The sequence below is a fragment of the Terribacillus saccharophilus genome, assembly GCF_002272745.1.
GTDB lineage: Bacteria > Bacillota > Bacilli > Bacillales > Amphibacillaceae > Terribacillus > Terribacillus saccharophilus_B.
Map to the genome: position 1 here is coordinate 22,989 of NZ_NPBD01000003.1, position 21,633 is coordinate 44,621.

The following is a 21,633-nucleotide window of genomic DNA, read 5'->3' on the forward strand; positions in this document are numbered from 1 at the left end:
AACTTGCAACTTTAAGCATTCCGCCACACGCTAAATTATCTCAATGTTTTGAAAATATACGATATCTCTGATTTAATTATCATAATAGCTAACAGTCTGTAGGAGGTAATAGATTTGATAGTAGAGTTGGACAAGGTTTCACTAAAAAGAGGCGGTAACTGGATATTGCAGGATCTTGATTGGAAAATAGAAAAGGGGCAAAATTGGGTATTATTCGGGCTGAATGGCTCTGGCAAAACATCTCTGTTGAGTTTACTGAATGCCTACACCTTCCCCACAACCGGAAACATGTGTGTTTTGGGTATGGAGTTCGGAAAGACCTATCTTGCCGAAAAACTGCGAATACAAATTGGCTTTGTTTCCTCTTCGCTTCAACAAAAGTTCGACTTCGGTGATAATGCTTTTGAAGTTGTACTTAGCGGTGCTTATGCATCCATCGGGCTTTATGAAACACCTACAGACGAAATGAGAACAAGAGCTGCACAGCTGCTGCATGATCTGGGCTGTTTCGCTTACGCAAATAGACGATACGAAACACTTTCACTCGGAGAAAAACAGCGTGTTTTAATTGCACGAGCTCTAATGGCAGATCCTCCTCTTCTTGTTTTAGATGAACCTGCTAACGGATTGGATTTTTTAGCGCGTGAATCATTATTGGAATCCATTGAAAGAATCAGTAAAAAACCTGACGCACCTACTATTATTTATGTAACCCATCATATTGAAGAGATATTGCCTACTTTTGATCAAACACTTCTGCTTAAGGATGGGAAAGTCTTTGCTTCTGGAAGTACAATTGACATGATTTCAAGTGGGCGGCTCTCAGAGTTCTTTGGTATACCAGTCAACGTAATGTGGACTCAGAATCGCCCACTTCTTTCCAGAGTAATTGCGACAAATAAGTAAAGCTGACTTTTAAATATATGTCCCCTTTTCTAAAAGAATATCTCTGTATTATTGCAATGAACTATAATCAATATAATTTTCGACTAAAAGCTGCTGATTAGCGGCTTTTTTTTATAGGAGCATTTGTACTTCAAAGATATATGACTATATCGATGTCAGTTAACCTGCTTTCCTCCCATAATCAACGGTCAACATAGTAGCAAAAGCACCAAGAATTTGTTGAAATATGATAACCGCTTATACAATTTGAATGCAATCTGAATAGGTTGGACTATAGAGTTTCTTATAAGGAGGAATAATAATGCCGCGTTTCTGTATTTTCCCGGGATATAACTGGTGCGGTCCCGGCTGCAGCGGCCCTGGTGCTCCTGTAAATAGGGTAGATGCTGCGTGTAAACAGCATGATATGTGCTATAGAAAACATGGTAACCGATGTGAATGCGACCAAGTTTTTTTGAATCGGCTGCGTCCTCTGATTAATTCCCGTACACAAGAAGGACGACATGCACAAACTATCTATAACTATATGAAGCTTCAAACAGCAATAACATGCAGGAGATATAGAAAGTAAGATCATTCCTATCTTCCTGTTCAAAAATCGGCCTGCTGCAGAATCATTAAAAAGAATGCTACATTTAACATATAGCATTCTTTTCATTGGGATCGAAGTTAAATATTCCATCTCCTAAATTCGAATGTAAAACCAAAGTTACAGCAAATGTCAGCATGCTATTGTGTTAATACTTCAGCAATTTATTCTGATGCACATACACCGCTGCCTGCGTGCGATCGTTTACTTGCAGTTTCGCCAATGTATTACTCACATGTGTCTTAACTGTTTTGATGCCTATGTACAGCTTATCCGCAATTTCCTGGTTCGTCATTCCCTGGCCGATACAACACAGCACTTCAAATTCCCTTTCGGTCAATTGATCATGCAGGAGCTGTTTTTTCTGACGGAAACTGTTCATGACTTTCGCGGCAACAGCTGCTTCCATTACTGTCTCACCATTTGCTGCTTTCCTAATAGCTTCGGCAATTTGCTCGGCTGTTGATGTTTTCAGCATATAACTGAATGCTCCCGCCTCCAACGCGGGAAACACTTGTTCATCGTCATAGAAGCTTGTGAGAATGATAATCTTAGCCGCAGACCCCTCTGTTATGATTTCTTTCGTCGCTTCTATCCCCGTACCATCTTCCATGATTAAATCCATGAGTACGACATCTGGCTTCTCCGTTAGAACTAGTTGTATACCTGCCCTGCCGCTGCTCGCTTGGCCGATGACGTCGAATCCGTCCTCTGTTTCTAAATAGGCTATCAGCCCTTTTCTAACAATATCATGATCATCTATCACAGCAATTCTTATCATCGTGCCAACTCCTTCACTTCGTCGGTATTCGGAGACCTATTTGTGTACCCACACCTACGCTCGCCCTCAGCATAAACGTGCCTCCTAATTCTTCGCAGCGTTCTTGCATGGATTTTAACCCGAACGATGTTTTTCGCTGCTGCATAGCTGTTTTATCAAATCCTTTTCCGTTGTCCTGGATAGTTACAGCCACATCCATTCCTCTCGTTAACAATTCAACTGTTACTTCACTGGCTTCTGCATGACGTAGTGTATTCGATAAAGCTTCTTGAATAATTCGGAACAGATGCTCCTCGACCGATTTAGACAACTCCATTGTTTCTTCGATATGTATATGAAAGGTAAGTTCAGTACGTTGTTTCAACTCATCAATCAGCTTCCTTACTCCACTGCTTAAAGTGTCACCAGAAAGATGGACAGGGCGCAAATGCAAAAGTAATGCTCGCATTTCTGTCTGTGCCTGTTGTGCAATTTGGGAAACTTCTGCGAACTTGTCTTTTGCTGCTTCTGAATTTTCATCAAATAACTTCATGCCGGCTTTTGACATCATCGTAAGCGCGAATAATTGCTGGCTAACCGCATCATGCAAATCTCTAGCAAGACGCTGGCGCTCTTCTATTGCAGCTGCTCGATGCGCACCTTCTGCAAGCTCCACCTTTTCATCGGCCAATCGTTGAAGTGATTTTACCTGCGTATGCATCTTATCTGTCAGCTCGTTTAAATCTTTACCAATTCGCGCAATCTCATCGTTGCTGTTGTCTACAATCTTCGCTTGATAATTACCATTAGCAACCATTGTTATAAATAAAGACATATAGTCCATGCGATCCTTTATTTCTTTACTATCTTGAAATCCAATAAAAATGGATGTAATAAAATGAAGAAGCATATATAGGAGAAAAAAAGTGAAAATTGCTTGTACACTAAGCCACATAGGTTCCAGCAAAACATAGATAGACAGTAGGATACCAAGGAGTAGAATTGCATTTAGAAACAATGTGCGTAAATTAGTTTTAATATATGAGTATCGAATACTATTAAGTTTTTTTAGCATCACTGCCACCTCAAATCCGATCCACTCGTATTCGACCGGCCTTATAGTTGACGTAAATATCCAGCTTACGGGTCGCATCTGCATAATCTGGAGTTTCATAATACGTGCTGCGGTTGATGCCTTCTGAAAGTTCTCCGAAAACATTTATCTCTCCAGCCTTAACCAATGCTTCTAAACGAAATTCTACGTTATCGGGTAGGATTATACGTACTTCCCCGGCCCAGCCTTTAATATGGAATGGTATTTCATCATTCGGGATAAGTGCTTTCGTAAAATCTATATAGTATTCCCCTACAGCATTCTTCACCTGGGTAGGTTCTACTATCCAACCTTCACTTTCAAACCGATGCTCCCCTATTGCATAGTTATGGTTCTTCTTATACTTTTTTTTGTCCTTCTTTTTTTTACTGCCAGCTTCCCATTCAATATTCACACTAGATTTACGTTTCTTTCCCTTCTTGCCAAAGCGAAGCAGACTAAATCCAAAGTAAATGATAAGAAGCGGCCAAAGCTTGAACACATCTTTAAATTCAAATGCAAGTACTTCAAAACGATCAAGAATAAGCAGTCCGCCAAACAGTATACAAAATATGCCGAACCAAAATCCTCCTTCTCCCCGTAAGAAATCAATTAATATTTTCAGCCCTAATAAAAGGATAAATACAGGGTAGAGATAATGCCAGCTCTGACTGTAATTCCAATCAATTGCACCTATGTTAGACAAGATCAGCACTAGACCGATCACTATTATTCCGATTGCAAAAAGATTACTCCATATTCGTTTCATATTATCCCACCTGCTTATAACATTTCTTGTTGCTCTACTTTATTATAACTGTTAAATGCAGTCAGTTGTTTGTTCCGCAAGCATAAAATTCCAGTAATCATCACGAGTATCCCACCAGTTACACATAGAACCTGAATGCTGATACCAATTCCTAGCAATGCTGATGTAACCATATAGGACACTGGAATAAGACCTGTCGAAGCCAGTGCCATGATACTCATCACCCGGCCGATCATCCTCCGATCGGTTGTTTGCTGAAGCATAGTTGAAATAGGAATATTGGTGAATTGGAGACAAATACCAATAACGAAAATAGCAGCAGCCGATGACCAGAAATTAAGAGCAGAACCGTAGAGGATGAAAAATGCACTCATGATGATTAAGCTGAAGATAACAGTATGACCTGGACTTTTTAAGTTTTTTAGTAATACCAGACTGAGAGCAGCTGCAAGAGATCCAATTCCTAATGCCCCTTCCAAAATTGTCAGACCTAATGCATTTGTGTGGAACACGTCCTTTGCCAGCAGTGCGACAGATAATGAAACAGGACCTGTAAGGAAGAAGTTGATAAAGAAACTTACTGTCATTATTGTTCGGATCAGCGGGTTATGTTTTACATAGTGGAAACCTGCTTTCACATCTTCTAACGGGGATTTCTTCACTTCAGCAGATTCCTCACGGTTTGAAATGATCCGCAGCAAGGATATAGACAGCGTGGCTGCACATAACATGAGAATAGCAAGCGTAAATACTGCAGAAAAACCACCTAACACTATGAGACTTCCGCCAATTGCTGGTCCCAGAATAGGACTGATCATATTCGTCATCTGCACCATTGCATTCCCTTGCTGCAGGTTTTCCGGTTTAAGTACTTCCGGTAATAACGACCCTGCGGCCGGGTAAGAAAAAGCATCAGAAACACCAAACAGCGCAGACAGAACCAGCAAGTGCCAAGGCTGCAGCATATCTGTCAGCAAAAGCCCGATGACGATTCCAACCAAAATTGCCCTGGAGCCATCAGATAGGAGCAGAATTATTTTTTTAGAAAAACGATCGGCAGTTATACCGCCAATAACAATGAATAATAATCGAGGAACTGAGGCTGCAAAAAAGAGCATCCCAAAATAAAAGCGATTATCCGTAATGGAAAGCATCAGCCACTCCGCTCCCATTAAGTACACATAATAGCCTGGAGCAGAAAATAACATGCTTATAAATACGAGCCTGAAATTGCGATTGCGAAACAGCTGCCACTTGCTTTCTGTTGCTTCTTCTATCATTCTTTCAACCTTCTTTCCATTTGTTATTTAAAGTATAAACAAATGGAAATACCCGGAAAACAATCTATAGAATGGACTTGTATCCGCCTTAAGGCGGAGTCTCATTTCCGACTGACAAAACTGTTGAAGTTGTTGCTTCCTGCAAGAAATCTTCTTATAGTAAAATAAATGAATACCCGTATCCTTCTAGAAGTTAAAAACGTATAAGGAATAAAGGGGTGAAAAAATGGAGCAGCCCAAACAAGTTGATCGTCAATCACAGATAGAGGAAACACTGGATAAGTTATCGCATTACTGTTTGTATCTGACAAAGAATAAATGGGATAGTGAAGAAATAACGCAGGAGGCAGTCTTAAAGACGCTGACAAAATATCCCGAAGACACCTTTCCCCCGCCTGTTAGTCTGTTGAAAAAGATTGCTTATCACGCCTGGATAGACAGAATACGTAAACAGAAGAAAGAAGAGCTTGTTTCTGAGATTCAGGATACAACGTTAGCTGAAAGACAAGACAACGCGCACCAAATGGAGCAACTACGAAAACTTACTCCAAAGCAGCTGATTGTGTTTGTCTTAAAGGAAGCTTTTCATTATCAATCTGCCGAAATTGCAGATCTGCTTGAATTAAATGAATCAGCTGTAAAAGCGCTCCTGCATCGGGGACGCATAAATATTCAAGTTGATACGATACATCCCCTCGTGTGGAGTTCATGGGATAACTTAGAACAGGAAGAGTTTTTTGAGCTGATAGAATTGTCTCTCAACAGAGGCGATCCAGCAGAAATAATTCGCATTCTCCCTAATGTGTTTCGTACTTCCAAGCCCTACCTTCAAACAAATTCGAATCTATACATGGCTGCAGCCTAAGGTTGCAGTTATTTTTTTGCCCGTATCGTATACAACTCTCCTTTCGTTCTAATTATGAATAACGAAAGGAGAGTGTAAGTAATGACAGCAATACCTTATGTAGTGGAGCAATCGAATATGGGAGAACGATCTTATGACATTTACTCAAGACTGTTAAAAGATCGAATCATTATGGTGAGTGAAGAAATCAACGATAGTATGGCTAACGCAATTGTTGCGCAGCTGTTATTTCTAGCAGCAGACGATCCTGATAAGGATATTTCGCTGTACATCAATAGTCCTGGAGGTTCAATTTCAGCCGGTTTTTCAATACTCGATACGATGCAGTTTATCAAACCGGATGTGCAGACAATTTGCACAGGCATGGCCGCTTCTTTTGGCGCTATGCTGCTGCTTGCCGGTACGCCAGGGAAAAGATATGCTCTGCCAAATAGTGAAATTATGATTCACCAGCCGCTTGGAGGCGCAAGAGGTCAGGCAGCCGATATTGAAATCACTGCAAAGAGGATAATCAAACAAAGGCAGCATATCAATCAATTGATTGCAGAATTTACCGGACAGCCTATCGAAAAAGTAGCTGCCGATACTGACCGGGATTATTTTATGAGTGCAAGGGAAGCGAAGGATTACGGGATTATTGATCAGGTTTTATTGCGGAAATAGGGAATTATCGATTTGAAGGCTGTCTTTCTTTCAGCCCCAAAAATAAAAAGACCTGAGTCATTAAAAGCTCAGGTCTTTTTTGTGCTATATCAACTGCCGGACATACTTTTATCTTGGTCATTAACATTTTTCTTATTCGGCAAGTAGTTCAATGAGAAACCGACGAGGCTGAATATTGCACTCAAAATAATTGTGGGATTTTTAAACCATTCCGCACTTTGGATGATAAGGTCTCCATTTTGCAGGATTAAGCCCAGAATCTGTCCGAACACAAGCAGTGTACCGCATGCCAGGAATGCTACAAGAAATACTTTAAACAACAATTCTGCAAGCTTTCGCATCATTACCAACTCCCTATCCCTTTTATACTGGCAGTATCTCCATTCCGATTAGCCAGCCAATTCCTACGATTGGCAGCATGTAATATAAGATTAATGGTATGAATGTTTTTTCCGGTCTTGCTCCTGCTAGTCCGGATGCAATGAATATCGACCCCGAAGCTGGAGGAGATGCACCTTCAGTTGAAGAAAATGCCAGTATGGCTACTACTGCCACCAACGGGTCTACTCCGGCAGATGTTAAAGCAGAAAATGAAACTAAACCAACTGCAGTAAGTGTGGCTGTAGAGGATAGCGGTCCTGCTACTAATGTAACCAATATACCTACCATCAGTACCATCAGCCATTTTGGTATATCAAGTGAAGAAGTAATTTGACTGAGATCATTCGCAAGTCCTAGTTGCGAGAGGACTTCACTGGCAGCTACTGCGAATAACATGAGTGCGCCAATTGTTGTAAATTGCGGAATAGCAGATGATAACATTTTAGACCAATTTGCCAGCGATCCAGGTGTTTTCTTCCGACCGATTATTAAACTGATGAGCATAATTAAAATAGGTATCCAAGTAATCAATGAGATCTCGTCCATTGCCTCTGGTCCAATTCTAGGATTGTTCTCTAATGCTTCCGCAAGGGGACCAACAGTAACAAGTATAGGAATCAATGCACCTAAGAATATGAAGATAGATTTCCACCCTTGTTTAAGAGCTTCCCTGAAGCCAAGGATATCCTCCGACGGTAGAGCCTTGATACCATTTTTCTTAACTAGCAAGAACACTAAAATCATTCTGTAGATAACTTGGTAACCACCTCCGATTAAAAGAGCAATATACAGATCCCCCTCTGCCACTACAGCTCCTATCGGTGCAAATCCAAGCATGATGAACATGGAAGAATTCGGTGGTAATGCTGCGCCTAAACCGCCATTTCCAGCCAGGATCGTCGCAGTCGTCTCGCGGCTCCATCCAGATCTAATCATCCATTGTGCAGTGATTGATCCGGTTGTCGCGGTATTCGCTGAATTGGATCCTGAAAGAGCGCCAAGAATAGCAGAACCTACCGTACTCATATAAGCTGCACCACCTGGCAGTTTTCCAATAAGTGAGTTGAGTATACGTAAAAGAGCTTGAATTAAGTTGAGCCGATCAACTAAGAATGCCATGAAAACAAAGGCTACAGCAGCGTATAATACTTCATAGGTTGAAGCAAATACTAAACCGTCCCAAAATAATCTTGGTGCCTCTGTTCCTCCAAACAATACAGTGGCAAGGAAACCTAGAAACATCGCCTCCCCCATGTTGCGCTTCACTATTACATTCCAGATGATAATAACTCCTATAAACACTACTAGTGCGATAAAACCCGTCATTTGTTCTCCCTCCCCTTCAGCTCTCTCTTTATTAAAACGCTTACATTTTTAGGTGTGATATACCTCATCTTCCTTCATTAACAATGCAACGATTTCTTCCCAAGTATCTGGTTTTTTTCCTTTATATTTTTCAGAAATATTTAAATCAGCTAGACGTTCCAATTTCTTCTGTGCAGCAATCGACATGCCCGCATCTAAGTTGGATTCTTGCAGCATCTCGATGCTACCACCCAATTCCACCGCGCGTCTTTTTGCATGGAGTGCACTTCCTGTTACAAGTCGATTCATTGTTTCAACAAAAGTCTTAGCATTCATTGTTTCGTTAATGGAGTGAATGGCCGTATCTTCTACTCCATATGTCTTGGCTGCTTCTAAAAATTCAACCATCAAACCAACGACACCTTTCATATAGATGCTTCTTATTAGTTTGAGTGCTGAAGCATCACCAGGATTGTCGCTTATTTTAGTGATTTGCATGCCGTATCCAGCTAATTGTTTTATAAATGAATCTGTACCGTTTCCACTTGCTGAGATTGGCACCTTATGTTTATAAACTGGTAATGGCCCAAGCATAGCTGCATCTACAAACAGAGAGCCTCCATCCTCTACTACACTGGCTACCTGTTTTTTTATATCAGGGGTAGCGGCAGATACATCCACATAAACTAAATTATCCTTAAAACTATTGGTTAGTGATCGCGCTGCTTCTAACGTCTTGTTGGCAGGCACTGCAGCGATAACAATCGTACATAAATCCAAAACTTCATTAGCGCTAGCCAATAGCTCTACATTTGCTTTGGAAGCTCTATCTCTTATACGTTTAGAAAGATTCGGTTCATCTAAAAGCGGATCAAATGCATAGAATCTATCGATGCCTTCACTATGCAATCCAGATGCCATTTCATAAGCAGCTTCTCCAAACCCAACAAAACCTAATTTCATAGCTCTCATCCCCTAATCTTGGTATTGTTTCATTTTGCTTTCTAACCATTTCGGTGCTAAAGACATTGGGTCAGGGTGTTCCTGATGAGAATACTGTGCAATTGCTTCCAGACGTTTTTTTTCATATGACAATTTTTCTGACGCCATACGAAGCACTTCGTCGATTTTATTGACCGGTACGACAACTACACCATCATCATCTGCTACAACTAAATCACCTGGCGCAACACGGATACCCCCGCAAGATATGACTTCGTTTATTTTTCCCGGACCATCTTTGAAAGGACCATTTGGATTAAAGCCTTTACTGTAAATAGGAAATTTCAACTCTTCCAGTGCTTTTTTATCCCTTACAAGACCATCAATCACAATACCTTCTACTCCGATGACTTGGGCTGAACTAGCCATAAGTTCTCCTAAGTAAGCATTATTTGTGTGACCTTTTCCATCGACTACCAAAACATGTCCCCTCTTTGCTGAATAGATAGCTTGATGAAGAAATAAATTATCTCCGGGTCTTAAACTTACTGTCATTGCTGTTCCTACAAATTCCATACCAGAGTTTACTGGTTTGATACGGTAATCCATAGAACCTGTACAACCCATAACATCAGCAAGAAGCGTAGTATTTAACTTTTTTGCTCGCTCGATGAGTTCAATTGGTAATAACGGTACGCCTTCCATATCTAATCCCCCTACGTAATGTATATTACTATAAAATTATTTAAGGTAACGTTTATTACCTTGATGCTGTGATCATACCACTTTATCCCATCACAGTAAAGCGCTTTCATAAGAAATTTTCAAAATAAAAATAAGTTACCGCACAATTAACGTTTTGTGTGATAACTCATTTTTGTAAGAATTTCATTGATTTTATCAAGTCTAGGCTTGGTTATTTCAGGATAATTGATAGGTAAAGCACTTAGAATATAGTCAACGATAAAAATGGCTGACACTATGGAATTATGTGAAGCTGCACTTGCTGAAGAACAAGGTAAAATGAAATCAGCGTACTTTGTCATTGGTGAAGAATAACTATCCGTTATCAAGATGATTTCAGCACCGCAGGACTTGGCTACTTCTAACATATTTGCGATTCGTTCAGCATATCGTGGATAACTCACCGCTATTATTAAATCTGACGAAGTAAGACCGATAGATTCATCAACCCATTCACTTTTATCCGCATCAATATACCTGCAATTCCCTAAAATCCTATTTATCCCAAAAGATATGTATTCTCCTACTGGTCTTCCGCTTCGCACACTTGTGCATATAATGTTATCTGATGCTGCTATCTTTTTTATAATTTCTTGTAATGTATCCTCAGCAATATTGTCTAAGGAATATTGGATATTATCTAATTGTAATTCAACGTGCTGCTGCAATAGTTCACTTTTATTAGCATCTTTTAAATTGGCTTCTAACCTAGTTTGAGGAGCAGCTTTATGCTTCATGTTTGCTTGGAGTTCTTTCTGTAGTTCTGAAAAACCTGAATAGCCTACTGCTGCAGAAAATCTCATAATAGTAGCTGTACTTGTACCTACCGTTGAGGCTAATTTATCAACTGTAAGAAATGCAACTTCCATAGGGTTTTGTACAACATAATCAGCAATCCTTCGCTGTGCTTCTGTTAATTCAAATGCTTTGGTTTGTAATCTTTGAATAAGGTCATCCAATGTATCACCTACTCCTGCAGAGATATAGAAATGAGATCAATCGTCATTATTATTTATGATAACACTTTTTTAAAATTTTCCCAAAGTGGGATTCTGCTTGAAAAATAAGAGATTATCATAATACTTGAGAAAAAAGGCATCTCCAAATTGGTATGATACCCATTTGAAGATGCCTTTTTTATGAGACTAGCTTTAATCCTACCGCTGCTCCCAATACCATAGCGATAAACAAGATTCGTTTCCAATCCTTAGATTCATTAAAGAATAACATTCCAATTATCGCACCGCCTGATGCTCCAATCCCCGTCCAAACGGCATAGGCTGTGCCCATTGGTAAGCTCTCCATCGCAATGGAAAGAAAAAGAAAACTTGCTCCAAATCCAAGAATCAGTAGGGCTACTGGTTTCCAGCTTTTATCCTTATGCAGTTTACTTATCATTGCTACACCAAACATCTCAAACAATCCAGCCAAAATTAAGAATGTCCACGCCATTACTCTGCCCCCTCTGCTTCTTTATCTTTCGTAACAAGTTTCAGACCAATTACACCTGCAAGTAATAGAGCTACCAACAAGAACTTATTAAGAACGAATGGCTGTCCAAAGAAGAGAATCTCCGAGAAAAAGGTACCCGCTGTTCCCAACCCTACAAATACAGCATAAACCGTTCCAACCGGTATATAGCGCCCGGCTCTTATCATCAGGTAGAAGCTAATCAAGATCGCCATTATAGTTCCAATCCATTCCAAAGAACCAGTTGCATGTTTTAATCCAATAACCCACAAGACTTCAAATACTGCTGCCACAATAACCATGAACCAATGTTTGTTCAATTTTCCCACCTCCGTATTTAGTATGTCCTTGAAAAGAAAAAAAGCCTGAGAGTAACTGTTAAACAGTTTCTCCCAGGCTTTTATCCTTCCGTGACACAGTGAATACTGTGAGTTTTCTCTCGGACCAGACCAGCTGCAGCTGCGGAACCCTAGAAAACATTTTCAATATTCAATTCACTACATTGTATAAGGTCTCTCTTTACAAATCAAGTCATAAAAGAAAATTGTGATGTATTCAGTTAAAGAAGTATATTGCCCTATTCTTAGAGCATGACACAAAAAGTATAATGGTAATGAAATATAGAAATTGGAGGGATTCAAGTGGCGAAACCAGTGCTTTTAGGAGAAAAATTTGAAAGTGAAGAATTAAATAGCTTACTCCAATGGCGTTATGAACCTCAAACATGGTTTGTTGATAAACAGAACTCTCAATTAGTTTTAAAAACAGATCCGGAAACAGATTTCTGGCAAAAAACACATTATGGCTTTGAAAATGACAACGGGCATTTTCTTTATTTGAAAACAGAAAAGAACTTTAGAATGACCACTAAGGTGAAAGCTCAACCTAATTCAAAGTATGACCATGCAGGATTGATGATCCGCTATTCAAAGGATGTATGGGTGAAAAGTTCTTTAGAATATATTACAGCTAGTTTAAGTAAGTTAGGTGTCGTAGTTACAAATCAAGGATTCTCTGATTGGTCAACTCAATACGTAAAGGATAAAGAAATCGATTTATACTTTCGGATATCAAGGATTAATCAAAATTGCTATATGGATTTCTCCTGGGATGGTGAAGAATGGATGCAAATGCGCATTGCTCATTTGGACATTTCCGCTGATGCTCCAATCTCAGCTGGATTATTCGCATGTAGTCCTCAAGGAAAGGATCAAACTGTACGGTTTGATTTTCTTACTATCGAAGAGCTTTCTTCTGATCCAAACGAAGCTTACTTATAATCAACTTTAATTGTATTCTCGTGTCATAGTGTGGAGCGCCTGATAAAAAAGAATGTAAAAAAGATTGCAAACGAACTATGTGCAGTCTTTTTTTGTGCTACATAACGCCTTAGTCTGCTTTACTTTTTTATTCCTGCTGCAAACAAAGGACTATGCACAAAATGAGAATAAAGTAAAAGCCGTTTCCTAATAGAAAGCGGCTTTTACTGACACAAGCGTAACCCTTCTTCAAACTTTAATTTGTAGAAGTCACTTAAATATCAAGTATCCTTGTGCTGATTCCTTTCACCATTTCTGGATCGCGGTGTGAAAAGAACAAACTTTGTTTCGTGTCTAATTCAGTAATTTTTATAATGTCTTCTTCAGTTAGTTTAAAATCAAAGATATCGAAGTTCTCGATGATTCTTTCCTTACGAACTGACTTCGGAATGGCAACTACACCTCGTTGTGTTAACCAACGAAGAATAACCTGGGCAACAGACTTTCTATGTTGTTCGGCTATTGATGATAAGATTTCATTCTGGAACATATCATTTTTACCTTCAGCAAATGGTCCCCATGACTCTATTTGAACGTTGTTATCCTCCATAAATTTATGACTTTCTGTTTGCTGGCAGAAAGGGTGCGTTTCAACCTGATTTACTGCTGGAACGACTTCATTGTGAAGGATCAAATCGATTAAACGGTCAGGCTGAAAGTTACTAACTCCTATAGCTTTTACTTTACCTTCTTTGTACAGTTCCTCCATTGCACGCCATGATCCATGCACATCCCCAAATGGCTGATGAATCAGGTATAAATCTATATAATCCAATTGTAATCTTTCCAAGGATTTAGCGAATGCTTTCTTTGTGCTCTCATAACCAGTATCCTGCACCCAAAGTTTTGTGGTAATAAATAACTCTTCCCTTGCTACACCACTCCGTTTGATTGCTCTTCCCACTGCTTCTTCATTTAGATAAGATGCTGCTGTATCAATTAGACGATAACCAGCATTAATAGCTTCATATACGGCTTGCTCACATTCATTTTCATCTTGAATTTGAAATACTCCAAATCCTAGGATTGGCATTTCTACACCATTGTTTAAGATTGTATTTTGCATATAACATCCTCCTAGCTTAAACTTTGTTTCTTAGGTGCTTTTTCACCACCCATACCCCTTATTATGCATTAGTTTATTAATAACCCGGTAGCTCATTCATGTCAGATAACTGCCTAATCCTCTCACGAGAATTCATTGGAGGTATATAAAAAACCAAAAGACACCTACATGAGTGTCTTTTGGTTTTCATTTATAACATTAAGATTAAGAAACTACTTTAGCTCCTTTTATTAAGTCGTTAAAATCATGATTAATGATCTCAACCAGTTTAAATTCTTTGTTCTCGTATTCAAACTTTAAAATGCAGCAGTTCCCGATTCTTTCTTGTTGCACGATGGTACTTTTATGTTCCCAGTACCTCATAAAGTTCCTGCAAGCCCCACCATGAGATACAGCTAGAACAACCCTATTGCCTTCCTCCATTATTCTTTCACAGGCAGCAGCAACTCTTTCCTGTAATTCTTTTTGATCCTCTCCTCCATACTTCACAAAAAAATCATTATAAGGAAGTGGCGGATTCAAATCTTCACTTTCTCCTTCAAAAGTACCGAAATTCCATTCCTTTAGTCCTTTTAATCTTTTATAAGGAATATCCGTAACTAATTCCAATGTGTCACTTGCTCTTTCTGATGTTGAACAGTAGGCGTGGTCGAAGATAATATTACGTTCTTTAAAATACCTTCCAGCAGTCTCTGCTTGTTTAACTCCTAATTCTGTCAGTGGTGAGTCACACCAGCCTTGCACCTTTTTTCTTTGGTTAAATAATGTTTGCCCATGTCTCATTAGATACAATGTCTTTTTCATCTGTATCCTCCTCATCCATTGTTAAATATATCCTTATTTTGAATGAGAACAACAAATGCCAAAAATGCAGCATTTCATAGTCCAGGATATTAAATTAGATAGAGACCTCTTGACTGCGGTAATAAGTTCTTAAACATCAAAAAAGAACGCTTCGATTACCTCACTTAGTTTTCGAATCGTTCTTTTTGTATTAGCTTTCGTAATACTATGCTCTTATAATTGATTCATAAGGAAACTCTTTAACACTTTAAAAGTTACATGTTCATCACACCCATTTACCATCAGCATGATTTCATCCCCATCCTTGATGTTCAAATCCATAACTCTCATGATCTTTTTACCATCACTGGATATTCCGCTTTTAGTAAGAATCACATCACTAGTAAATGAGCTTGCTTTATCAACAAATAATGCAGTGTTTCTTGCTTGCAGTCCTCTATGAATTTTCACCGTTAACTTTGTTACTAACATAATTTCCACCTTCCTTAGGAAATTTCCGTTAGTTTATATACTAACAAACAAGTTGATTTTTTCCGGGCTGACACACTAATTTATTTGAAAGATAGCTTATGAGAAAAGGATGCCCTAAAACTAAATATTGGGACATCCTGGATGAATGGAGGTTACAAATGTTACAACGTACTATTATCAATAACAAAGCGATACTTTACATCTGAAGCAAGAACGCGTTCATATGCTTCGTCGATTTGGTCAGCAGCTATCACTTCAATTTCCGGAGCAATATTGTGTTCTGCACAGAAATCTAACATTTCTTGTGTCTCACGAATACCTCCTATCAAGGAACCTGCAAACGAGCGACGATGACCGATGAGAGACATCACGTTTAATGACAACGGATCAGCTGGAGCGCCGACATTAACCATAGTACCATCAAGATTCAGTAAAGAAAGATATGCATTCAGATCAATCTTTGCACTTACTGTGTTAATGATTAAGTCAAAGGATCCCGCAAGCTTGTCGAATGTTTCTGGATCGCTTGTGGCATAGTAGTTGCTTGCTCCAAATTCTAAACCATCTTCTTTTTTCTTCAATGATTGGGAAAGAACAGTCACTTCTGCACCCATAGCATGTGCAATCTTGACAGCCATATGGCCTAGACCGCCTAAACCAACAACTGCAATTTTTTTACCTGGTCCTGCTCCCCAGTGGTTTAGTGGAGAAAATGTCGTAATACCAGCGCAAAGTAATGGAGCTGCAGCATCAAGTTCAATATTATCAGGGATACTTACAACGAATTCTTCCGTTACGACGATATGAGAAGAATAGCCGCCTTGCGTAGGTTCACCGTATTTATCCACGCCAGCGTAAGTAGGAATATTTCCTTTATGACAATATTGCTCTTCACCTTTTACGCAATTCTCACATTCTCCGCATGAGTCAACCATGCATCCGACACCTACTCGGTCACCGACCTTATACTTCGTAACTTCGGAACCAACCTCTGTAACGATTCCGGCAATTTCATGTCCAGGAACAAGCGGATAGTTTACTGCTCCCCACTCGCCATGAGCAGTATGTATGTCAGAGTGGCAAATACCAGCATATTTAATTTCTATTAAAACATCTTGTAAATCAAGATCACGTCTTTTAATTTCTGCAGCTCGAAAAGATTTATCTGGACCGTCAACAGCTCGTGCTTTAGCGATTACCATTTAAGAATCCTCCAATAAGTATATTTTTTGAGAGAATACAGATGGACAAATTCCATCCTTTCTTCTCTTGCAAACAATTGTAATCTTTAGAGTCAACTCTAAGTCAAGTATATGGTTAAATATTTACATCAATTTATATTTATTTAATCATTGAAGATCGCTTCTTCATTTTGACGTTCAGCCAATCCTATGATAGAATCCTTCCTATTCATAGAGTGAACTCGAAGTCTATCTAAATATAGAAAAGGAGAGATACGATGAAGACATATTCTATCAGTGAAGTAGCAAAAGAATTAAATGTCACAGCATACACCTTGCGTTATTATGACAAGGAAGGACTTATGCCTTTTGTTGAACGTACAGCAAGCGGCCAACGTTTGTTTAAAGAATCCGATATTGCCGCTTTAAACATAATTGAATGTTTGAAATCCACTGGTATGCCAATAAAGGAAATAAAGACCTTCATTGACTGGTGTACTGCTGGAGATATCACTTTGCAGCAAAGATTCGACATGTTTATGGAACGAAAATCTGTGGTGGAAAAACAGATGAAAGAACTTGAAGAAACAATGAAACTCATAGAACATAAATGCTACTATTACAAAACCGCCTTAGAAGCTGGAACTGAAGATATTCATAAAAACGATAAGATTGAAATTCCAGTTACTACCTAATAGAAAGAGCCCTATGTATTTTAGTTAAATATACAGATGGCTCTTTTTATGACCATTCATTTAGATGGAGTAAACCCCATTAGTCGCAGTTGTTGTAAGATTAGCTAGTCATCGCTCTCAAAAAAACATTAAACTTCTCTCTTGCTTTAGAGTTGACTCTAGGGTGTAGACTCAACGTATTCACAAGGGAGGAATAGATATGACAATCGAAAACAAGGTAGTTATCATTACTGGAGCTTCATCTGGAATTGGTGAAGCAACTGCAAAATTATTGGCTAGCCAAGGAGCTAAAGTTGTTTTAGGAGCTCGCCGTGAAGATAAACTTAAAGCATTGACTGAAGAAATTCAAAAATCTGGCGGTCAAGCTGCTTATCGCGTCACAGATGTGGTTAATCCTGATGATAGTCAGCAACTTGTTCATTTAGCAAAGGACACTTTTGGTGGTGTTGATGTTATTTTCTTAAACGCAGGATTAATGCCTAATTCACCACTTTCCCAATTGAAAACGGATGAATGGAACAGTATGATCGACGTTAACATTAAAGGTGTATTAAATGGCATCGCAGCAGTACTGCCGACCTTTACAACTCAAAAGTCTGGACATATCATTACTACTTCATCAGTCGCTGGACTTAAAGCTTACCCAGGCGGTGCAGTATATGGTGCAACAAAGTGGGCTGTCCGTGATTTGATGGAAGTGCTGCGTATGGAATCTGCTCAAGAAGGCACAAACATCCGCACGGCGACTATTTATCCAGCAGCAATTAACACAGAATTACTCGATACAATTACAGATAAAAATGTTTCTGAAGGTATGACTGCAATGTACGAACAATATGGTATTACACCGGATCGAGTTGCCAATATTGTAGCGTTCGCGATGGATCAGCCCGAAGACACTAATATCAATGAGTTTACAGTTGGACCAACAAGTCAACCTTGGTAAGTTAAATAGGCTTAACCAGGCAAAATAAAACAGGTTGTCGAGAAAGTCTCGGCAGCCTGTTCAATTTTCTTCTCTAAGTCTCTTTATATCTGCTCTAGGTGAAAAACCAAACATCCGGGCATATTCGCGAGTGAATTGTGATTGACTTTCATACCCCACTCGGAAAGCGACATCAGCTATATCGGGTAACTCCGCCAATAACAAACGCCTGGCTTCCTGCAATCTCAACTGCTTTTGAAACTGAATCGGACTCATAGCAGTCACCTCTTTAAAATGTCGATGAAGTGAAGACACACTCATATTCGCTATATCCGCTAAATCTTCTATTCGAAATGACTTTTCAAAGTCACTAATGATATATTCAATTACATCTCTAATTCTCATAGCATTACTGCCTACTACAGCCATTTGTTGCAGCGCATTTCCATTTGGACCTTGCAAAACCCAATACAATATTTCTTTCTTATATAGTGGGGCTAGTATTGGAATATGCTTTTGTTTGTCTAACAAACTAGCTAACCTAATTACCGCATCTAATAAAGAGGGCTCTGACTCACCGATAAACATGGCTCTTTTCGTATCTTGCCTCTTTCCAGATCGTATACCAGTTTCATCTAAAACCTCTAATATATCCTTCGGCGTAAATTCAAGTTTGAGGGCCAAATAGGGAAAATCATATGAGGCATTAATTACTTGCCCGGTTACTGGCAGTTCCACTGATGCCACAATAAAATTACCCGGTCCATATTTAAAGCATTCCTCACCCAGCAATACTTCCTTTTCTCCTTGGACAATAATGCAAAAAGAAATTTCGTTAACTCTAGCGACAGGTTCACTGATAGTGGATTCACGGATAAGAAATAACGATTCTATAGATGTAGGATGAACACCGTCTAAATCTGTATACTTACTAATAAGCTTGCCTAGTTCTTGTTGCTTGTCAAAATCACTGATCATCTCTTATTCGTCTTCTCTCGTTTTAGTTTAGTTGAGTTTATTTTAATTCATATTCTTTCATCTAGAAAGGTCTTTGATAGTATTAGGCAAAGATTTGAGACGAATGAGTTTATAGTCTATATAGAATTTATGAGACAATGAAAGAGGTTACAATGAACGAGCGATAAAGGGAGGATCTTATAAATGGAATATGTAAAACTAGGAAATACAGGTTTGGATGTATCTAGATTTTGTCTTGGCTGTATGAGTTTTGGTGAAGCAGAAAAATGGATTCATCAATGGGTACTTGATGAAGAGCAGAGTCGCTCTATCATTAAAAAAGCACTTGAACTTGGAATCAATTTCTTTGATACTGCAAATGTGTATTCAATGGGAACCAGTGAAGAATTCCTAGGACGTGCTTTAAAGGATTATGCCAATCGAGACGAGGTTGTGCTGGCAACAAAGATCCATGGACGTATGCATCAAGGTCCTAATGGTGCGGGTCTTTCCCGAAAAGCCATCATGAGTGAAATTGATAAAAGCCTTAAGAGACTAGGTACAGATTATATAGACCTTTATATCATCCATCGCTGGGACTACAATACCCCTATTGAGGAAACAATGGAAGCATTGCATGATGTGGTGAAAGCTGGAAAGACAAGATATATTGGCGCCTCTGCCATGTATGCTTGGCAATTCCAAAAAGCATTACACGTAGCAGAGAAAAATAATTGGACACGCTTTGTATCGATGCAGAATCACTACAACCTTCTCTACCGTGAAGAAGAGCGGGAGATGCTGCCTCTCTGTAAAGAAGAAAAAATTGGAGTGACTCCTTACAGCCCGCTTGCATCAGGAAGATTGACACGTGATTGGACGGAAACAACACATCGTTCTAAGACGGATCAAATTCAAAGCGCCAAATACGATGCAACTGCTGATGCAGACCGATTAGTTGCAGAACGAGTAGCAGCGATATCGGAAAAACATGATGTCCCTCGTATCCATGTCGCACTTGCTTGGCTGCTATCAAAAGAAACAATAGCAGCACCAATTATAGGTGCTACTAAAATATCCCATCTCGAAGATGCTGTAGGCTCTCTATCAGTTAAGTTAACTACTGAAGATATTGCTTTTCTCGAAGAAGCCTATGTACCGCATTCTGTAGTGGGACCCAATTGAATTATCGAAGAATGCAGCAACTCAATCTTTTTTAAGATCAGATTGAGTTGTTTTATTTTTATCCGTACTTGAATATGTAATGTTTCCCTCAATTAGAAATAAAGGTTTAAGATAATGAAATATCGGGCAAAGTAGTTTAGTTGAGGGGGACAGCAATGACGTGTACTTAAATGAAAAGAAATTAATTTATAGGGAGCTAGCCAGATTAATGCATGATTTCGACAGATGCCCAGATGAATCTATAAAAAAACATATTACACAAGACATAGCACTTTTAAATGAAGCAATTCAATATAAAGCAAAAAAATAACTCTCCATTTTTCATTACGAAAATGGAGAGTTTCTTTCTGTCTCACTTCAATATAAATCGATCGACGGCTGCTTTCAAAGAATGTGTAGTTTTAACATCAAAACCAATTCCTAATTGCGTTGCAGTCTGTGCTATTTCAGGTCTTATTCCAGACAAAATAGTTTCTACACCAAGCAACTTCAAAGAGTTGACTATATTAAATATACGGTGAGCAACCATTGTATCAATAATTACCACACCTGACATGTCGATGAATAAGTACTCTACTCCCAACTTCGCACATTGCGATAGAACATTATCCATCATATACTTAGCCCTATTCGTATCAATATCCCCTACTAGGGGCAGCAGCGCAACTTCTGGAGTTAATGATATAACTGGTGTACTTAGCTCCAAGATCATTGCTTGCTGAGCAGCTAATTTAAATTCAGCTTGTTTTGCATTCTCTCTAGTAAACCAGACAATAATCTGATTAAAAGCGCTTGTTATCTTCCTCGTATAACTAAGTGTTTCCTTACCACATAAATCATGTTCTGCTACAAAGTCTTCTAATAGCTCTAAATACAATGATTCCGTTCGATTGAATTCATCTATTATATCATCAATTGGCGTTATTAAATGCTGCTCATCCTTGGATATCTCCACTATCCATTCTTCGAATAATTCGTAAGATAAAGGACTTTCAGGATCAAACAACTCACAAAAACGCACATGGAAGTCTTTATTTTGTTCTTTTAAAACGTCTATTACTGCTTGATCATCAGAACCATAAACCCCTTCTGCCTTTGTAAGTCCAGCAAACCATTCATCATTCAATTTATCTATATTGTCACAAAGAAATTCATGTAAATCTTTATCTGCTGCTATTTGCAGTTTTTTTTCGATCGCCATTACTTTATCTCCTTAGTCTATATATGCTCAACACCTTATTTTACCACGTGATATAACAGATA

General features: G+C 38.9%; 25 protein-coding genes and 1 riboswitch. Of the genes, 8 read left to right on the plus strand and 17 right to left on the minus strand.

What is annotated here, in order from left to right:
* Positions 1-114: 114 nt before the first annotated feature.
* Positions 115-906 carry an ABC transporter ATP-binding protein gene (locus CHH58_RS06095; protein ID WP_095262187.1) on the plus strand — a complete coding sequence of 264 codons (792 nt, stop codon included), beginning with the start codon at positions 115-117 and terminating at the stop codon, positions 904-906.
* 301 nt (positions 907-1,207) lie between these two features.
* Positions 1,208-1,477 (plus strand): phospholipase, encoded by a 270-nt coding sequence (locus CHH58_RS06100; RefSeq protein ID WP_095232901.1) that lies wholly within the window; start codon positions 1,208-1,210, stop codon positions 1,475-1,477.
* Between the two features lie 166 nt (positions 1,478-1,643).
* Here the strand turns inward: CHH58_RS06100 and CHH58_RS06105 are convergent, their stop codons facing one another.
* The 4 genes from CHH58_RS06105 to CHH58_RS06120 all read right to left on the minus strand — a co-directional run bounded on the left by CHH58_RS06105 (position 1,644) and on the right by CHH58_RS06120 (position 5,397).
* Positions 1,644-2,276 (minus strand): response regulator, encoded by a 633-nt coding sequence (locus tag CHH58_RS06105; protein ID WP_095262188.1) that lies wholly within the window; start codon positions 2,274-2,276, stop codon positions 1,644-1,646.
* A gap of 13 nt (positions 2,277-2,289) precedes the next feature.
* On the minus strand, positions 2,290-3,090 hold the full coding sequence (locus CHH58_RS06110) for a sensor histidine kinase (RefSeq protein ID WP_249275051.1): 801 nt from the start codon (positions 3,088-3,090) through the stop codon (positions 2,290-2,292).
* A 250-nt stretch (positions 3,091-3,340) separates the two neighbouring features.
* The gene (liaF, locus tag CHH58_RS06115; protein WP_095226729.1) at positions 3,341-4,117 is read right to left on the minus strand and encodes a cell wall-active antibiotics response protein LiaF; all 777 of its coding nucleotides are present in this window, start codon (positions 4,115-4,117) and stop codon (positions 3,341-3,343) included.
* 14 nt (positions 4,118-4,131) lie between these two features.
* A complete protein-coding gene (locus CHH58_RS06120) occupies positions 4,132-5,397 on the minus strand; it encodes an MFS transporter (protein ID WP_095262189.1) in 1,266 nt (421 codons plus the stop codon).
* A gap of 226 nt (positions 5,398-5,623) precedes the next feature.
* Between CHH58_RS06120 and CHH58_RS06125 the strand changes: the two genes are divergently transcribed.
* Positions 5,624-6,262 (plus strand): sigma factor-like helix-turn-helix DNA-binding protein, encoded by a 639-nt coding sequence (locus tag CHH58_RS06125; protein WP_095226727.1) that lies wholly within the window; start codon positions 5,624-5,626, stop codon positions 6,260-6,262.
* An 81-nt stretch (positions 6,263-6,343) separates the two neighbouring features.
* Positions 6,344-6,925, plus strand: coding sequence for an ATP-dependent Clp endopeptidase proteolytic subunit ClpP (gene clpP / locus CHH58_RS06130; RefSeq protein WP_095226726.1), 582 nt, complete (start codon positions 6,344-6,346; stop codon positions 6,923-6,925).
* Between the two features lie 89 nt (positions 6,926-7,014).
* Here the strand turns inward: clpP and CHH58_RS06135 are convergent, their stop codons facing one another.
* The 7 genes from CHH58_RS06135 to CHH58_RS06165 all read right to left on the minus strand — a co-directional run bounded on the left by CHH58_RS06135 (position 7,015) and on the right by CHH58_RS06165 (position 12,087).
* Entirely contained in the window at positions 7,015-7,269 is a 255-nt protein-coding gene (locus tag CHH58_RS06135; protein ID WP_249275052.1) for a hypothetical protein, read from the minus strand.
* A gap of 19 nt (positions 7,270-7,288) precedes the next feature.
* Positions 7,289-8,632, minus strand: a complete 1,344-nt coding sequence (locus tag CHH58_RS06140; protein ID WP_095262190.1) for a TRAP transporter large permease subunit — start codon at positions 8,630-8,632, stop codon at positions 7,289-7,291.
* A gap of 48 nt (positions 8,633-8,680) precedes the next feature.
* Positions 8,681-9,574, minus strand: a complete 894-nt coding sequence (locus CHH58_RS06145; RefSeq protein ID WP_095262191.1) for a DUF1932 domain-containing protein — start codon at positions 9,572-9,574, stop codon at positions 8,681-8,683.
* 12 nt (positions 9,575-9,586) lie between these two features.
* The gene (locus tag CHH58_RS06150) at positions 9,587-10,258 is read right to left on the minus strand and encodes an RraA family protein (protein ID WP_095226723.1); all 672 of its coding nucleotides are present in this window, start codon (positions 10,256-10,258) and stop codon (positions 9,587-9,589) included.
* 146 nt (positions 10,259-10,404) lie between these two features.
* On the minus strand, positions 10,405-11,256 hold the full coding sequence (locus tag CHH58_RS06155; RefSeq protein WP_095226722.1) for a MurR/RpiR family transcriptional regulator: 852 nt from the start codon (positions 11,254-11,256) through the stop codon (positions 10,405-10,407).
* A 178-nt stretch (positions 11,257-11,434) separates the two neighbouring features.
* A complete protein-coding gene (locus CHH58_RS06160; RefSeq protein WP_095226721.1) occupies positions 11,435-11,749 on the minus strand; it encodes a DMT family transporter in 315 nt (104 codons plus the stop codon).
* On the minus strand, positions 11,749-12,087 hold the full coding sequence (locus CHH58_RS06165; RefSeq protein WP_095262192.1) for a DMT family transporter: 339 nt from the start codon (positions 12,085-12,087) through the stop codon (positions 11,749-11,751). Before CHH58_RS06165 ends, CHH58_RS06160 begins: the two co-directional genes overlap by 1 nt.
* A 67-nt stretch (positions 12,088-12,154) precedes the next feature.
* A riboswitch (guanidine-I (ykkC/yxkD leader) is annotated at positions 12,155-12,251 on the minus strand.
* A gap of 157 nt (positions 12,252-12,408) precedes the next feature.
* Here CHH58_RS06165 and CHH58_RS06170 point away from each other — a divergent pair.
* On the plus strand, positions 12,409-13,047 hold the full coding sequence (locus CHH58_RS06170) for a DUF1349 domain-containing protein (protein ID WP_095262193.1): 639 nt from the start codon (positions 12,409-12,411) through the stop codon (positions 13,045-13,047).
* A 253-nt stretch (positions 13,048-13,300) separates the two neighbouring features.
* Here the strand turns inward: CHH58_RS06170 and CHH58_RS06175 are convergent, their stop codons facing one another.
* The 4 genes from CHH58_RS06175 to CHH58_RS06190 all read right to left on the minus strand — a co-directional run bounded on the left by CHH58_RS06175 (position 13,301) and on the right by CHH58_RS06190 (position 16,629).
* On the minus strand, positions 13,301-14,152 hold the full coding sequence (locus tag CHH58_RS06175) for an aldo/keto reductase (RefSeq protein ID WP_095262194.1): 852 nt from the start codon (positions 14,150-14,152) through the stop codon (positions 13,301-13,303).
* Between the two features lie 204 nt (positions 14,153-14,356).
* Positions 14,357-14,956, minus strand: a complete 600-nt coding sequence (locus CHH58_RS06180) for a histidine phosphatase family protein (protein ID WP_095226717.1) — start codon at positions 14,954-14,956, stop codon at positions 14,357-14,359.
* A 213-nt stretch (positions 14,957-15,169) separates the two neighbouring features.
* Positions 15,170-15,427, minus strand: coding sequence for an HPr family phosphocarrier protein (locus CHH58_RS06185; protein ID WP_095262195.1), 258 nt, complete (start codon positions 15,425-15,427; stop codon positions 15,170-15,172).
* Positions 15,428-15,588: 161 nt separating this feature from the next.
* On the minus strand, positions 15,589-16,629 hold the full coding sequence (locus CHH58_RS06190) for an NAD(P)-dependent alcohol dehydrogenase (protein ID WP_095226715.1): 1,041 nt from the start codon (positions 16,627-16,629) through the stop codon (positions 15,589-15,591).
* A 257-nt stretch (positions 16,630-16,886) separates the two neighbouring features.
* Between CHH58_RS06190 and CHH58_RS06195 the strand changes: the two genes are divergently transcribed.
* Positions 16,887-17,303 (plus strand): MerR family transcriptional regulator, encoded by a 417-nt coding sequence (locus CHH58_RS06195; RefSeq protein WP_095226714.1) that lies wholly within the window; start codon positions 16,887-16,889, stop codon positions 17,301-17,303.
* Positions 17,304-17,502: 199 nt separating this feature from the next.
* Positions 17,503-18,249 carry an SDR family oxidoreductase gene (locus tag CHH58_RS06200; RefSeq protein ID WP_095226713.1) on the plus strand — a complete coding sequence of 249 codons (747 nt, stop codon included), beginning with the start codon at positions 17,503-17,505 and terminating at the stop codon, positions 18,247-18,249.
* A gap of 60 nt (positions 18,250-18,309) precedes the next feature.
* Here the strand turns inward: CHH58_RS06200 and CHH58_RS06205 are convergent, their stop codons facing one another.
* Positions 18,310-19,206 carry an AraC family transcriptional regulator gene (locus CHH58_RS06205; protein WP_095262196.1) on the minus strand — a complete coding sequence of 299 codons (897 nt, stop codon included), beginning with the start codon at positions 19,204-19,206 and terminating at the stop codon, positions 18,310-18,312.
* Positions 19,207-19,389: 183 nt separating this feature from the next.
* On the opposite strand from CHH58_RS06205, the gene CHH58_RS06210 reads away from it, so the two are divergent.
* A complete protein-coding gene (locus CHH58_RS06210; protein ID WP_095262197.1) occupies positions 19,390-20,370 on the plus strand; it encodes an aldo/keto reductase in 981 nt (326 codons plus the stop codon).
* Between the two features lie 352 nt (positions 20,371-20,722).
* On the opposite strand, the gene CHH58_RS06215 is transcribed toward CHH58_RS06210, so the two are convergent.
* Complete coding sequence (locus tag CHH58_RS06215; RefSeq protein ID WP_249275053.1) at positions 20,723-21,571, minus strand: STAS domain-containing protein; 849 nt, start codon at positions 21,569-21,571, stop codon at positions 20,723-20,725.
* Positions 21,572-21,633: the final 62 nt, after the last annotated feature.